Origin of the sequence: Pseudomonas viciae (genome assembly GCF_004786035.1) — a bacterium.
Classification (GTDB): domain Bacteria; phylum Pseudomonadota; class Gammaproteobacteria; order Pseudomonadales; family Pseudomonadaceae; genus Aquipseudomonas; species Aquipseudomonas viciae.
On the sequence record NZ_CP035088.1, the window covers coordinates 1,344,309 to 1,357,316 of the forward strand.

Consider the following 13,008-nt stretch of genomic DNA (forward strand, 5'->3'; position numbering starts at 1 on the left):
GGTAGCCGCCAAATTGCTGTTCTGCCCGATTCCGAAGGAAACCCAATGAGCCTACTGACCCGCCTCCTGGCGCGCGGCACTGTCGTGCTCGCCAATTCGGCCACCAAGTTGCAATCGCTGCAAATGCGCCTCACCGCCGGCGAAGTGAACGACGACATGGAGCACTTCGAACCCTACGGCTTCACCAGCAATCCACTGGCCGGCGCCGAGGGCATCGCCACGTTCCTGGGCGGTGATCGCTCCCATGCCGTGGTGCTGGTGGTCGCCGACCGTCGTTTCCGCCTCAAGGCCCTGGCCCCTGGCGAAGTGGCGATCTACACCGACGAGGGCGACAAGATCCACTTCAAGCGTGGCCGCGTGATCGACATCGACACCGTGACTCTGAACATCCGCGCCAGCAACGCGGTGAACATTGACAGCCCGGTCATCAACCACACCGGCAAACTCGTTTCCCAAGGCGACCAGATCGCCGCCGGTATCAGCCAGATCAAGCACGTGCATGTCGGCGTTCAGGCCGGCAACGGGCAGACCGGCGCGCCGGCGGGAGGCCAGTGATGTTCATCAGCCAGAACCTGCACGCCGCGCTGACTCGCTCGGTGCTGATCAGCCTGTTCAGCTGGCGCCGCGCCGCTGACGACGATGCCGTCGATGACGACGAACGTTTCGGCTGGTGGGGCGACACCTTTCCTACGGTCGCCGACGACCGCATCGGCTCGCGGCTGTGGCTCCTGCGCCGGGTCAAGCTGACCCGCCAGACCCAACTCGACGCCGAGTTCTATGCCCGTGAAGCCTTGCAATGGCTGATCGACGACGGCCACTGCCGGGCCATCGAGATCATCAGTGAACGCCTCGACGCCCAGCGCCTGAACCTGCGCACGGTCCTGACCCTGGCCGACGGCGAGCGCCTGGACATCAACCCCGATAACAGTTGGCAGGTGACCTATGCCGTTTGAAACCCCTTCGCTGCCGGTGCTGATCAAGCGCGCCCAAAGCGACCTGGCCAGCGATTCGCTGCGCCAGTCCGATGCCCAAGTGTTGGCCCGCACCCTTGGCGGCGCCGCCTATGGCCTGTATGGCTACCTGGACTGGATCGCCGAGCAGATCCTGCCGGACAAGGCCGACGAATCGACTCTGGAACGCATCGCCGCCCTGCGCCTGAACCAGGCGCGTAAAGCGGCCCAGGTGGCCAGCGGCAGCGTCAGCTTCACCGCCACCGCTGGCGCGGTGCTGGATGTCGACACGCTGCTGCAATCCAGCGATGGTCGCAGCTACAAAGTGACTAACGCCCGCACCACCAGCAACGGCCTGAACAGCACCACTATTGCCGCGCTGGACGCCGGCAGCCTGGGCAACGCCGACGCAGGCCTGGTGTTGACGCCAGTTCAACCGATTCTCGGCATCGGCAGCAGCTTCACTGTGCTGGCCCCAGGACTGACCGGCGGTGTCGCCCGGGAAAGCCTCGAATCCCTGCGGGCGCGGGTGATCCGCTCCTATCGCATCATCCCCCATGGCGGCTCGGCCCAGGACTATGAAACCTGGGCCTTGGAATGTCCCGGTATCACCCGCGCCTGGTGTCGCGGCAGCTATTTGGGCCCTGGCACCGTGGGCTTGTTCGTCATGCGTGACGACGACCCGCAGCCGATTCCCAATGCCGAGCAACTGGAGGAAGTCCGCGCCTATATCGAACCGCTGCGCCCGGTGACCGCCGAGGTGCATGTGCTGGCGCCGACCCAGGTCCCCGTGACCTACCGGTTGCGCATCACCCCGGACACCAGCGCCGTGCGCGCGGCCATCGAAGCCCAGCTGCGCGACTTGCATAACCGCGAAGCCGGTCTTGGCGAAACCCTGTTGCTGACCCACATCGCCGAAGCCATCAGCAGTGCTACCGGCGAAACCGACCACAAACTCACTGCGCCGAGTGCCGATGTAGTGGCGGCCAGCAATCAACTGCTGACCTTCGGAGGCTGCGTATGGCTGGAATAAGAACCGCCGAACAGTACCAGGCCCAGCTGCGCAGCCTGCTGCCCAGCGGCCCGGCGTGGGATCCGGAGCGCGTGCCGGAACTGGACGAAGTACTTGAAGGCATCGCCCAAGAGTTAGCCCGCCTCGACGCCCGCGCCGCCGACCTGCTCCACGAAATGGACCCGGCGGGAGTGAGTGAGCTGGTGCCGGACTGGGAGCGGGTGATGAACCTGCCTGATCCGTGTCTGGGCGCCACGCCGCTGTATGACGATCGCCGGTTGGCGGTACGTCGGCGCCTGTTGGCGGTGGGCGGCCAGGCCATCACCTATTACGTGGAGATTGCCAGGAGCCAGGGTTATCCCAACGCCACCATCACCGAGCTCAAGGCACCGCGCATGGGCCGCGCCCGTTTCGGCGAGGCCCACTTCGGCACCTGGCAGGCGCAATTCATGTGGACCCTCAACACCGGCGGCCGCCTGCTGCTGGGCCGACGCTTTGGCGCGAGCTATTGGGGGGAGCGGTTTGGCGTCAATCCGGGGTCGGCTCTGGAGTGCCTGATTCATCGCAGTGCACCGGCGCATACGAAGGTTCACATCAATTATGACTAGGGAGTAGAGAGATGGATTATCCGAAGAGTGTGCCCAGCGCCGGGCTGGTGAATGGGAAGTTCGTGGATGAAAACCCATTGACCGGGACGCCGGGGTCGTTGATTCCGGCGGCTTGGGGGAACGGGGTAACCCAGGAAATTGTGAATGTCATCAAGGCGGGGGCGTTGTCCCCGGATGAAACCCAACACGATCAGTTGCTCCAAGCGATCCAATCGGTAACTGCGAAGGGCTGGAGCCAGGACCTGGCTCTACCGCTTGCCGCCTTGCCTCTGCCCACTATCGCCACAGCCGATGCACGTCTGCCAATAACGCCAGCAGCTGTATCAGCCAGTGGCGGGCGAGTTTCGATTCCGGCAGGCGCGTACATCAGCATCGGTCAGGAGGTCGTGAGTGGGCGGTTGGGCCGATCACGTACTTATGTGACTTCGGCCTGGAGCAGCGCTGATTTATTGCCCAGCTCCGGCTATTTTTTAAGAGCGCAGGTGACGGGGGATGGGCTGACGTTTTACATGCAGCGTGGAAGCCTCTACGACGTCGCCCCGGAGTCGCTGAAGGGCACTGTAAATGGGGCTTCTGGCGGTGGATTCCAATCCACACCGTTGGATATGTGCCTGGCCTGGGTGTTGACCGGGGTGCCGGGGGCCTTGCCTACAATTCGCTCAATTTACAACCGTGCGCGGTTGAGCTGGACCCAGACGGTCAATGGCACTGGCGTGGTGTATTTGCCGCTTGATCCGCATGCGCGTGCCGCGCGGCTCGTTACAGGCAACCCCACGCCGTCCTCGAACACAGTGACCTCGTTGGCCTTTGCCCAGGCCGGTTGGGTTGGGGGCAACTACAGCTACCTGTCGCCTGTTTTACAAAGTATCAGCAACCAAGCGGGGGGCTGGACCAACCCTGCGAGTCCGTACATGTGTGTGCTGTCTTCCAACAACGTCATCAGCGACGTGACGGTCTCTACGATTACGGCCTGTTTTGATCATGCCGAGTTGCGTTCGCTGTGGCAGTGCTTTCAGGCCGAGCACACATTGGGCGCCACCAATGCCGATAGTGACGAGTTGCTATTGAGCATGGGGATCAAGGGGCACCAGGCGCTAACTGATTACAGCCTGGGTATCGCCGTCAATTTTACAAACGCAGTCAATGTCCATCTGTCTTGGGAACTGATCCGATGAAAGTCATTCAAGAACTGCACCACTACGATGATGAACTGCGTCCGGCTCCGCCATCCGCTGCTCATATTTGGGAGGACGGTAGATGGGTACTCAGCGAAGGAAATTCCGCTGAGTGGCTGCGTATCGAAGGCGAACGGCTGTGCGCCAAAGTTGATGCGGCTGCAGACGGCGCTCGTCGCGCCTTGGCCGGCGATTCGTTACGGGCCTTGGAGTACCAACAAGCCGCCCGCGAGGCTCAGGCGTTCAAGGATGAGGGCTACCCGAAAAAGGCAGTCCCCCTGGCTGTTTCCGCAGGGGTCGTAAAAGGCCGAACAGCCAGGCAGGCGGCAGAGCAGATTCTCGCCAAGGCCGCCGAGTTCGATTCGAACCTGCTGGCGCTTCGCGAGCTACGTCTAAAAGCCAAGGCGCAAATTCATGCGCATCTGGCGAAGGGGAAAGCGGATTTTGCCACCAAAGCCGCTGATGACGTGCTTGCGGTCATCCGTGAGCTACGCCTCCAGGCGTAATTGCGTTCCTTATCTCATGTAGAGAAATAAAACATGGACTATCCAAAAAGCGTTCCCAGCGTCGGGTTGGTGAACGGCCGATTCGTGGATGAAAATCCGCTGGCCGGCACGCCTGGATCGCTGATTCCGGCGGTCTGGGGCAACAGCGTCACCCAGGAAATCCTTAGCGTGATTTCGGCTGCCGGCATGACACCCTCCGAAGTGGACACCGGGCAGTTGATCAAGGCCTTGCAAACCATCCTTGGGCGCAGCAGCCCGATGCGTTCGGTGATTACGCGATTAACCGCTTCAAAGGTGCTGACAACCGATGAGCTGGGGCTTGTGTTGATCGATGCAAGTGCGGGCGTGAACACTGTGACCCTGCCAGCGGCTAACGCGGCGCTTGGTGTTCGCGATGTGATTGTGCGCCGTGTGGATAACAGCGGTAACCGTCTGACGGTGCGCGCCGCCGGAACTGACAAGATCCGATTCCATACTCACCTGTCAGCCAGTGGCTATCCATTTATGGTGCTGATGGGTAGCGGTGACTGGTGGCATTTGCGCAGCGATGAGGCGGGGGGCTGGTGGCCGGTGAGTCGCTTTGATTCGACGGCGCTGGGACGCATTTCTTTCGAAAGCACGCGCCAGGTTATCCCCGGCGGATATGCGGTGCTTAACGGTAATTTGCTGGTGCGTGGCGATTGGCCGTGGCTGTGGGACTTTGCGCAATCGTCCGGTGCGCTGGTGACCGAAGCTGCCAGAGCGGGGAACGAAGGTGCGTGGACCAGCGGTGACGGTGCGACGACCTTTCGACTTCCCGATATTCGTGGCGAGTTCTTGCGCGTATTGGATGAGGCCCGAGGGGTGGATGTTGATCGTTCGGCGGGCAGCAGACAAATGGATGCCCTTGAAAGCCACAACCACTTTTTGCCCACCAGTTCGGGTAGTGCTAATCGTCCGGGGCCTGGTATTGCTGATGGTTCTTGGGACGTGACTCGCGACGTTAATGCTGCTCCTGCAACGGGGATAGTCGGTACGACGTACCCCAATCCACTTTTCTTTTCCAGTGGAGAACTTGTAGGCAATATCGGGACGTTCAGCGCTGAAACCCGCCCCAGGAACATCGCCTATCCCGCCCGAATCAAGCTGATCTGAGGCCAATATGTTTATTTACCTGTTTGACGACTCCGGTGTTCTCTCTGGCCCGGTAGAACTTTTCGTAACCCCCGGCATGGGCATTCAAATCCCAAGTAACGGCATCCAGCTTTCCTTCCAGTTACCTGCTGCTCAAGAGCACCATTCATGGGTCATGGTGAACGGCGTTCCGCGAGAGATGGTGGACTGGCGTGGTTCGGTTTATCGCAAGGACAACGGTGCTCATCTGCAATGGACCGAGTTCGGCGAGTTGCCGGAGATGTACACCGCCGAGCCTTGGCCGGGTAACTATTACGTCTGGCGTGATAACGCCTGGATCTTTGATGAAACGCTGAAACTGGCCGATCTCAAGCGCGAAGCGTTATCCAAGCGCGACAAACTGCTGCGGGACGCGGTTCAGAAAATCGCTCCCTTCCAGTACGCCGAAGACATCGGCGATGCCAGTGACCTAGAACAACTGGCGTTGATGGAGTGGAAACTCTACAGCGTCGAATTGAACCGCATTCAGCATCAAATCGGTTTCCCAAGCGACATCACCTGGCCGGTCGTGCCTGAGTCAGCTGTTTAAACCGGCTACAGGTTGGACGGCTAAAAACGCTCATTTTTCCAGGCGCTGTTGGTACGAGTCAGCGGGCGAGGCTTCCTATTGCCGTTTCCGACCGTTTGAAATTTAAAGGAGAATAACTTGGACTATCCCAAAAGTGTGCCCAGTGCGGGCCTGATGAATGGCCGGTTCGTGGATGAAGATCCACTGACAGGTACGCCGGGATCATTGATTCCCGCCAGTTGGGGTAATGGTGTCACGCAAGAGCTGCTTAGTGTTATTCAAGCTGCCGGAACAACGCCGTCGGAAGACATTCACAATCAGTTGCTCACGGCTTTGAGGGGCAGTGAATTGTTCCTGACTGCCCCGCAATTCAATAATGATAAAACCGTTGCGACTACAGAGTTTGTGGTTCGCAGCGGAATGCAGTACGCCGGGTTCAATGTTTATAGCAACAGCGCCTCGCTGACGCTCTCGGATGTAGGAGGCATCGTAAGTTTTGCAAGCAATGCGCCGGTCACCGCCAAACTGCCGGTTACTACGGGAATCCTGCATGGCGCCACACTTAAGATTGTCAACGCGGGGACAGGAGTTGTAACCGTTTCGACGGTGTCCGCTGCTGACGCGCTAAACGCGTCGAATGGAGCGCAGGGGGCCATCAGTATCGGACTGGGGGAGACGGCGGAATTCATCAAAATCAATAGTCAATGGCGTTTGATAGGCGGAACCGTGGCGTTGAAGTATTCGGCCATGTCGTCGTCATCGTTGCAGCCCAATGGTTGGAAACGAATTCCCGATACTACGAGCCCGACGGGCTACGTCATCGAGCAATGGGGGGTTGCCTCCAGCGGCACGGATGCTAACGGGGTTCTGGTGACATACCCGATGTCATTCCCTAATGCAGTGAGGAATATTGTGGTGACGGATGGGGGACCCACCTGTGCTTCATTTGGAGTGTCCACCGGTTCGCTGAGCCAGTTCAGACTTTATGGGCGGGACTATAACGGTGCCTACTCAAATTGGACTGGTATATGGCGTGCGTTCGGCTATTGATAGGGGAACAAATATGTTGATTTTTTATGCTCCGTCCACGGGGGGCTTTTATAATTCCGTTGACCACTTTAAAAACCTTCCGGAGGATGCGATTGAAATCTCCGAGGAGGTATATCGAGAGTTATTTGCAGCGCCTTTTTTAAATAAATGTATCGAGTCGGACGGGAGGGGACGACCGGTGCTTTCGGACCTACCGGTTGATAGAACTACGCTACAAGGGGCCAGCGAAAAAAAATGGCGTGATGCGCAGCTCTCTATTACGGACCGCCTGGTTATCCGGGATCGCGACGAAATGGATGACGGAGGCGCTACCACTCTGGACCAGACGCAATACACAGAACTCCAGGCTTATCGCCGTGAGCTCAGGGACTGGCCGCAGGATGAGTTCTTCCCTGCTGCTGGACATCGTCCAGTCGCGCCACTCTGGCTCGCCGAGCACCTTCAATAACCCTGTTTTCGATGGTCTGAGCATGGATGTTACTCAACAGCAACTCATCAAAATCATGCCCAACGCCCGCAGCCTAGCGGGCGTTTTTGTTTCCGCGCTTAACAGCGCCATGTCCCGCTACCGTATCGAAACGCCTAAACGCATCGCCGCTTTTCTTGCGCAGGTCGGGCACGAATCCGGACAGTTGCGCTATGTACGCGAGCTCGGCGGTGATCAATATCTCAGCAAATACGATACGGGATCGCTGGCCGCTCGCCTGGGCAATACGCCCCAGGCCGACGGTGACGGTCAGAAGTATCGTGGCCGCGGACTGATTCAAATTACTGGCCACGACAACTATCTTCGTTGCAGCCTCGGGCTGTTTGGTGATGAACGCTTGCTGGCGTTACCTGAACTGCTTGAGCAACCGCAATGGGCGGCGCAATCCGCGGCGTGGTTCTGGGAGCAGAACGGCTTGAACGAGCTGGCCGATCGCGACCAGTTCAACAGCATCACCCGGCGTATTAATGGTGGCTTGAACGGTCTGGAGGAGCGCCTGAAATTGTGGGCGCGGGCGAAGGAGGTGTTATGCCAGCCTTCGATCTGATGCCTTTTTCTATACGCAGCCTTGGTGTCGTCGTGTTGCTGGCGCTGTTGGCCGGTGGCCCGGCGGTGCTGGCGTGGCGGCTTCAGGATTGGCGTTATGGCCGACAGTTGGCGCAGATGGCCCAGTCCCAGGCTGACACCCTGAATCAAATGACCCGGGCGACAGCCTTGCAACAAAAGGCCGAGCACGACAAACGCCTGGCCCTGGAACAACAACTCTCTGCCAGCGAACAAACCCATTACCGAGCCTTGAGCGATGCCCAACGTGACCAGGATCGCCTGCGCGATCGCCTTGCTACTGCCGATGTCCGGTTGTCAGTCCTCCTCGACGCCGACGATGTCGCCGCCGGTTGTGCAGTGCCTGCCACCACCCGCGCCAGCGACGTGGATCATGGTGCCCCACGTGCCCGACTTGACCCGGCGCATGCTCAACGAATTATCGCCATCACCGACGCCGGTGATCGCGGATTGATTGCCTTGCAGGCCTGTCAGGCCTATATCAGGGCGCTGGGTCGGTAATCCGGCGAGCCTTGCAAGCCTCGACTGCTCGTGTACGGTAGGCCTCATTGCGTCGAATCAGGAGAGCTTCATGGACGACATTACCGAACTGGCTGCTGAACTGGGCAGGCGCCTGCAGGTGCTCAATACCCATGTGACCACGGCTGAGTCCTGCACCGGCGGCGGGATTGCCGAGGCAATCACTCGGATTCCCGGGAGTTCGGCCTGGTTCGAGGCCGGTTATGTGACCTATTCCAATCGCCAGAAGACTCAGCAGTTGAATGTGCCGAGCGAGTTGTTCGAGACGGTGGGGGCGGTCAGCCGCGAGGTGGTCGAGGCCATGGTGCGGGGTGCCCAGCACAAGAGCCTGGCGCGTTTTGCCGTGGCGGTCAGCGGCGTGGCGGGGCCGGACGGTGGTTCGCCGAACAAGCCGGTGGGCACCGTGTGGCTCGCCTGGGGCGTTGGCGAGACGGTCACCAGTGAGCTGCGATTCTTTTCGGGCAACCGCGATGAGGTCCGCCGACAAACGGTGAAGGCCGCGCTAGAGGGGCTGTTACAACATGCCGCTGTAGAAATCTCAAATCAGGGGTAGGCGATCTGTAATCGCTGTGGAATAATACTGGCTACTTATACAGGTGTTGGCCGTCAGGCCTTATTGATTACGTGAGGACTTTAATGGACGACAACAAGAAGAAAGCCTTGGCTGCGGCCTTGGGTCAGATCGAACGTCAATTCGGCAAGGGTGCCGTAATGCGTATGGGCGATCAGGACCGTCAGGCTATTCCTTCCATCTCCACCGGCTCCCTGGGCCTGGACATTGCGCTGGGCATCGGCGGCCTGCCAAAAGGCCGTATCGTTGAAATCTACGGTCCTGAGTCGTCCGGTAAAACCACACTGACCCTGTCCGTGATCGCCCAGGCTCAAAAAGCTGGTGCGACCTGCGCCTTCGTCGACGCCGAACACGCCCTGGACCCGGAATACGCCGGCAAACTGGGCGTCAACGTCGATGACCTGCTGGTTTCCCAGCCGGACACCGGTGAACAGGCCCTGGAAATCACCGACATGCTGGTGCGTTCCAATGCGGTTGACGTGATCATCGTCGACTCTGTGGCGGCGCTGGTGCCAAAGGCTGAAATCGAAGGTGAAATGGGCGACATGCACGTGGGCCTCCAGGCTCGCCTGATGTCCCAGGCCTTGCGCAAGATCACCGGTAACATCAAGAACGCCAACTGCCTGGTGATCTTCATCAACCAGATCCGTATGAAGATCGGCGTGATGTTCGGCAGCCCGGAAACCACCACGGGTGGTAACGCGCTGAAGTTCTACGCTTCGGTCCGTCTGGACATCCGCCGTACTGGCGCGGTGAAAGAAGGTGATGAGGTTGTCGGCAGCGAAACCCGCGTCAAGGTTGTGAAGAACAAGGTGGCTTCGCCGTTCCGTCAGGCCGAGTTCCAGATTCTCTACGGCAAGGGCATCTACCTCAATGGCGAGATGATCGACCTGGGTGTGCTGCACGGTTTCGTCGAAAAATCCGGCGCCTGGTATGCCTACAACGGCACCAAGATCGGTCAGGGCAAGGCCAACTCGGCCAAGTTCCTGGCGGACAACCCGGAAGTTGCCGCAGCCCTCGAGAAGCAATTGCGTGACAAACTGCTGAGCCCGGTGGCAGACGTCAAGGCAGTGGCCAACCGCGAGACTGCAGACGATCTGGCTGACGCTGACATCTGATCGATTCGATGACCGTCGTACTCGATACCCTCGTCGCGGTGCGACGAACCGCGATGGACCTGCTCGCCAGGCGCGAGCACGGTAGGGTCGAGCTGACGCGTAAACTGCGTCAGCGCGGTGCTCCCGATGAGTTGATCGATGCGGCTCTCGACCGTTTGACGGAAGAGGGCCTGTTATCGGAAGCCCGCTACCTTGAGAGTTTTGTCTCTTATCGCGCCCGCTCCGGTTATGGTCCGTTACGAATTCGTGAGGAGCTCGGCCAACGAGGCTTGCAACGCCCGGATATAGAACTGGCCCTGCGCGAAAGTGGTATCGATTGGCAGGAGCAATTGACGGACACCTGGCGTCGCAAGTTCTCAGGGCATTTGCCCATCGATGCACGAGAACGCGCCAAGCAAGGGCGTTTCCTGGCGTATCGAGGCTATTCCATGGAGATGATTAGCCGCTTGTTCAGCGGTCGAGGCATGGATGATTAAACAAGAACGGCCCGCTATTTCGATAGCGGGCCGTTTTTTTATGGGCTCAGGTTACCTTGATCGGCTCCCATGTAAGGGGGCGAGGTTCAGGGGTGGGCTGGGCCCAGTTTTCCGGCAGGTTGATGTAATCCACCAGTTCCCTTAAACGGCCGTGATCGCGGGCGTTGAAGGTAAATGCCAGTCGCGTCAAATGACTGAACTGGGCTTCGTCGTGTTCCTCGCCACTGTAGTCGTGCTGATGAAAACAATCGTTCAGGCACAGGTCGGCAAAGTCCACTTGCATCTGCTGCAGCGCCTGTTCGCTGAGCTTGTGATTCATGCGGACCACAAACTGATGCTTGAGCCAGCGACTGGAGTGGAAGTTGCGGTAAAACTGGTTGATCTCTTCCACGGCCTCTTCGGCGTTGTACACCAGCCGCATCAGTTTCAAGTCAGTGGGTAGGATGTAGCGGTTTTCCTCCAGTTGCTCACGGATGAAGTTCAGGGCGCCTTGCCAGAACTTGCCCCCAGGAACGTCCAGCAATACCACCGGTACCAGCGGGCTCTTACCCGTTTGCACCAGTGTCAGGACTTCCAGTGCTTCATCTAGGGTGCCAAAGCCGCCTGGACAGAGCACCAACGCGTCGGCCTCCTTGACGAAAAACAGTTTGCGGGTAAAGAAAAAGTGGAACGGCAACAGGTTCGGTGTGCCTTCGACGGTCGGGTTTGCGTGCTGCTCAAAAGGCAGGGTGATGTTGAATCCCAGGCTGTGGTCCCGACCCGCGCCTTCATGGGCGGCAGCCATGATGCCACCGCCGGCGCCCGTGATGACCATCATGTCCGAACGGGCCAGGGCCGCCCCCAGCTCTCGAGCCAGGCCATACAGGGGGTGCTCGATGGGCGTGCGAGCCGAGCCGAAAACGGTGACCTTGCGTCGCCCCTTGAATTGTTCGAGCGTGCGGAATGCATGTTCCAGTTCCCGCAGTGCCTGCAGGGTGATCTTGGCATTCCAGCGGTTGTGATCTTCCTGGGCCATGCGCAGCACGGTCAGGATCATGTCGCGGTAGATGGGGAGGTTGGGGCTGTTGGGGGATACCAGGTTGAGTTGCTCTTCGACCTTGCGGGTGAGGTCGTGGCCATGGTTCTCAAAATGACGACTGAGCAGGTCATTCGGTTTATAAGGCATTCAACTTCTCCTTCTTAACAGAACCCTGGCCCGAACGAGAGATTCGTCAGGGCCACGACACTCCGTGTGTCATTGTCGGCCCAGGCCCATGCCTGGGTGTTCGACCTGGCTTGACGCGGTCTGCAGCAAAGCGATCAAGCCATCCAACAGGTTCTGTTTATCCCTTGGATGAAAAACAATCACACGGCAAGGTGCTGGCAGGGCAGCCTCGTTCTGCCCGATGAAAAGAGGTACTTCTGAATCTAGCTGATCTTCGCAGCCTTGATCATGGCGCTCAAAAGCGACCGTTGGCAACCGCTGAAGGACCCCACCGCTCGTCAGATTGGCGACCGGGTTCGCGCCGCTCTGATTTACTGATAACAAGCGTGCCAATGTGATGCGGCGCTCAGGGCTGGGCGCCACGCGATGGATTGAAACGGATCGGGCATGGAGGCGGGAGAGATGACCAGGGTAACTCTGGAACTCGACAGTCAGTTGCACCTGATGCTGTTGGAAGCGGCTCAGGCCAATCGGGTAAGTCTTGAGGAGGAATGCTACCGCCGGCTGGAAGGCCGGGCATGGCGCTCGCGTTATTTGCAGGCGCTGGTGGCGGAACTGCGCGCCGACGATGAGCAGCGACGCGCACGCGCGGGTTGATTACTTCTTGGTCTTGGCCGGTTTCGGGCAGTCCGATTCCTGGAAGCGTTCAGTCGCGACCGGGCGGTTGGTTTTAACCTCGGTAAACTCGTAGCGCATGGTGGCACCCTTGGCCATCAGCTTGCGGAAGCCTGGGTTGGTGCATACCGTGGAACCCAACTGGAAATAAACAGCCTTGGGGTCAGCGCGCATTTTCTGGGCATGGCTGCTTTGCACGCTGAGGTGGTTGATCAGCTCGGTGCCTTCGACGGTGTAACCCTGGTCAAGAATATCTTCGCTGATCGCCCGCGGCGTGCCGACGCTGCTTTGCGTGGCCACGTTCTGCAGCATCTTGTTCAGTTCGAGTTCTTTCAGCGAAGCAGCCTGAGCGCTGAGGGACGTCGCCAGCAGAACGGCAACGGTAGGGACGATAAGGCGCAGCATGAAACTCTCCTGGTTCAGTGACTGGTGGTTCGACCGATCACATGACTGTGCGTTCAGTGGCGAGAAA

The 13,008-nt window shown here is 59.2% G+C and carries 18 protein-coding genes; 16 read left to right on the plus strand and 2 right to left on the minus strand.

Going from position 1 to position 13,008, the window contains the following annotated elements; translation table 11 throughout:
- Positions 1-45 precede the first annotated feature (45 nt).
- The 15 genes from EPZ47_RS06090 to recX all read left to right on the plus strand — a co-directional run bounded on the left by EPZ47_RS06090 (position 46) and on the right by recX (position 10,717).
- Positions 46-555 (plus strand): phage baseplate assembly protein V, encoded by a 510-nt coding sequence (locus tag EPZ47_RS06090; protein WP_135843965.1) that lies wholly within the window; start codon positions 46-48, stop codon positions 553-555.
- Complete coding sequence (locus EPZ47_RS06095; protein ID WP_135843966.1) at positions 555-953, plus strand: phage GP46 family protein; 399 nt, start codon at positions 555-557, stop codon at positions 951-953. The genes EPZ47_RS06090 and EPZ47_RS06095 overlap by 1 nt, the downstream gene beginning before the upstream one ends.
- On the plus strand, positions 943-1,983 hold the full coding sequence (locus EPZ47_RS06100) for a baseplate J/gp47 family protein (RefSeq protein WP_135843967.1): 1,041 nt from the start codon (positions 943-945) through the stop codon (positions 1,981-1,983). The genes EPZ47_RS06095 and EPZ47_RS06100 overlap by 11 nt, the downstream gene beginning before the upstream one ends.
- Entirely contained in the window at positions 1,971-2,570 is a 600-nt protein-coding gene (locus tag EPZ47_RS06105; protein WP_135843968.1) for a YmfQ family protein, read from the plus strand. The genes EPZ47_RS06100 and EPZ47_RS06105 overlap by 13 nt, the downstream gene beginning before the upstream one ends.
- 11 nt (positions 2,571-2,581) lie before the next feature.
- On the plus strand, positions 2,582-3,745 hold the full coding sequence (locus tag EPZ47_RS06110) for a phage tail protein (protein ID WP_135843969.1): 1,164 nt from the start codon (positions 2,582-2,584) through the stop codon (positions 3,743-3,745).
- Entirely contained in the window at positions 3,742-4,251 is a 510-nt protein-coding gene (locus EPZ47_RS06115) for a phage tail protein (protein ID WP_135843970.1), read from the plus strand. The genes EPZ47_RS06110 and EPZ47_RS06115 overlap by 4 nt, the downstream gene beginning before the upstream one ends.
- Positions 4,252-4,284: 33 nt before the next feature.
- On the plus strand, positions 4,285-5,385 hold the full coding sequence (locus tag EPZ47_RS06120) for a phage tail protein (RefSeq protein ID WP_135843971.1): 1,101 nt from the start codon (positions 4,285-4,287) through the stop codon (positions 5,383-5,385).
- A 7-nt stretch (positions 5,386-5,392) separates the two neighbouring features.
- Positions 5,393-5,953, plus strand: a complete 561-nt coding sequence (locus tag EPZ47_RS06125) for a tail fiber assembly protein (protein WP_135843972.1) — start codon at positions 5,393-5,395, stop codon at positions 5,951-5,953.
- A 117-nt stretch (positions 5,954-6,070) separates the two neighbouring features.
- Positions 6,071-6,982, plus strand: a complete 912-nt coding sequence (locus EPZ47_RS06130; protein ID WP_135843973.1) for a gp53-like domain-containing protein — start codon at positions 6,071-6,073, stop codon at positions 6,980-6,982.
- 13 nt (positions 6,983-6,995) lie between these two features.
- Positions 6,996-7,430 (plus strand): phage tail assembly chaperone, encoded by a 435-nt coding sequence (locus tag EPZ47_RS06135; protein WP_135843974.1) that lies wholly within the window; start codon positions 6,996-6,998, stop codon positions 7,428-7,430.
- A gap of 22 nt (positions 7,431-7,452) precedes the next feature.
- Entirely contained in the window at positions 7,453-8,016 is a 564-nt protein-coding gene (locus EPZ47_RS06140) for a glycoside hydrolase family 19 protein (RefSeq protein WP_135847956.1), read from the plus strand.
- The gene (locus EPZ47_RS06145) at positions 7,998-8,534 is read left to right on the plus strand and encodes a lysis system i-spanin subunit Rz (protein ID WP_135843975.1); all 537 of its coding nucleotides are present in this window, start codon (positions 7,998-8,000) and stop codon (positions 8,532-8,534) included. The genes EPZ47_RS06140 and EPZ47_RS06145 overlap by 19 nt, the downstream gene beginning before the upstream one ends.
- A gap of 70 nt (positions 8,535-8,604) precedes the next feature.
- Positions 8,605-9,105: a CinA family protein gene (locus EPZ47_RS06150; protein ID WP_135843976.1), complete on the plus strand. Its 501-nt coding sequence runs from the start codon at positions 8,605-8,607 to the stop codon at positions 9,103-9,105.
- A gap of 83 nt (positions 9,106-9,188) precedes the next feature.
- Positions 9,189-10,241, plus strand: a complete 1,053-nt coding sequence (gene recA / locus EPZ47_RS06155; RefSeq protein WP_079303629.1) for a recombinase RecA — start codon at positions 9,189-9,191, stop codon at positions 10,239-10,241.
- Between the two features lie 8 nt (positions 10,242-10,249).
- Positions 10,250-10,717 carry a recombination regulator RecX gene (gene recX / locus EPZ47_RS06160; RefSeq protein WP_135843977.1) on the plus strand — a complete coding sequence of 156 codons (468 nt, stop codon included), beginning with the start codon at positions 10,250-10,252 and terminating at the stop codon, positions 10,715-10,717.
- A 46-nt stretch (positions 10,718-10,763) separates the two neighbouring features.
- On the opposite strand, the gene EPZ47_RS06165 is transcribed toward recX, so the two are convergent.
- Entirely contained in the window at positions 10,764-11,882 is a 1,119-nt protein-coding gene (locus EPZ47_RS06165; protein WP_135843978.1) for an LOG family protein, read from the minus strand.
- A gap of 441 nt (positions 11,883-12,323) precedes the next feature.
- Here EPZ47_RS06165 and EPZ47_RS06170 point away from each other — a divergent pair, with 441 nt between their 5' ends.
- Positions 12,324-12,518, plus strand: a complete 195-nt coding sequence (locus EPZ47_RS06170; RefSeq protein WP_135843979.1) for a hypothetical protein — start codon at positions 12,324-12,326, stop codon at positions 12,516-12,518.
- Here EPZ47_RS06170 and EPZ47_RS06175 read toward each other — a convergent pair whose 3' ends face one another.
- Entirely contained in the window at positions 12,519-12,941 is a 423-nt protein-coding gene (locus tag EPZ47_RS06175) for a PA3611 family quorum-sensing-regulated virulence factor (RefSeq protein WP_135843980.1), read from the minus strand.
- Between the last annotated feature and the right edge of the window lie 67 nt (positions 12,942-13,008).

Bases quoted from the DNA above. Each gene is read 5' to 3' on its own strand.
- EPZ47_RS06175 (WP_135843980.1), bottom strand. From the start codon at position 12,941: ATGCTGCGCCTTATCGTCCCTACCGTTGCCGTTCTGCTGGCGACGTCC.
- EPZ47_RS06125 (WP_135843972.1), top strand. From the start codon at position 5,393: ATGTTTATTTACCTGTTTGACGACTCCGGTGTTCTCTCTGGCCCGGTA.
- EPZ47_RS06145 (WP_135843975.1), top strand. From the start codon at position 7,998: ATGCCAGCCTTCGATCTGATGCCTTTTTCTATACGCAGCCTTGGTGTC.
- EPZ47_RS06095 (WP_135843966.1), top strand. From the start codon at position 555: ATGTTCATCAGCCAGAACCTGCACGCCGCGCTGACTCGCTCGGTGCTG.
- EPZ47_RS06165 (WP_135843978.1), bottom strand. From the start codon at position 11,882: ATGCCTTATAAACCGAATGACCTGCTCAGTCGTCATTTTGAGAACCAT.
- EPZ47_RS06150 (WP_135843976.1), top strand. From the start codon at position 8,605: ATGGACGACATTACCGAACTGGCTGCTGAACTGGGCAGGCGCCTGCAG.
- recA (WP_079303629.1), top strand. From the start codon at position 9,189: ATGGACGACAACAAGAAGAAAGCCTTGGCTGCGGCCTTGGGTCAGATC.
- EPZ47_RS06090 (WP_135843965.1), top strand. From the start codon at position 46: ATGAGCCTACTGACCCGCCTCCTGGCGCGCGGCACTGTCGTGCTCGCC.
- recX (WP_135843977.1), top strand. From the start codon at position 10,250: ATGACCGTCGTACTCGATACCCTCGTCGCGGTGCGACGAACCGCGATG.
- EPZ47_RS06140 (WP_135847956.1), top strand. From the start codon at position 7,453: ATGGATGTTACTCAACAGCAACTCATCAAAATCATGCCCAACGCCCGC.
- EPZ47_RS06120 (WP_135843971.1), top strand. From the start codon at position 4,285: ATGGACTATCCAAAAAGCGTTCCCAGCGTCGGGTTGGTGAACGGCCGA.
- EPZ47_RS06115 (WP_135843970.1), top strand. From the start codon at position 3,742: ATGAAAGTCATTCAAGAACTGCACCACTACGATGATGAACTGCGTCCG.
- EPZ47_RS06105 (WP_135843968.1), top strand. From the start codon at position 1,971: ATGGCTGGAATAAGAACCGCCGAACAGTACCAGGCCCAGCTGCGCAGC.
- EPZ47_RS06170 (WP_135843979.1), top strand. From the start codon at position 12,324: ATGACCAGGGTAACTCTGGAACTCGACAGTCAGTTGCACCTGATGCTG.
- EPZ47_RS06100 (WP_135843967.1), top strand. From the start codon at position 943: ATGCCGTTTGAAACCCCTTCGCTGCCGGTGCTGATCAAGCGCGCCCAA.
- EPZ47_RS06110 (WP_135843969.1), top strand. From the start codon at position 2,582: ATGGATTATCCGAAGAGTGTGCCCAGCGCCGGGCTGGTGAATGGGAAG.
- EPZ47_RS06135 (WP_135843974.1), top strand. From the start codon at position 6,996: ATGTTGATTTTTTATGCTCCGTCCACGGGGGGCTTTTATAATTCCGTT.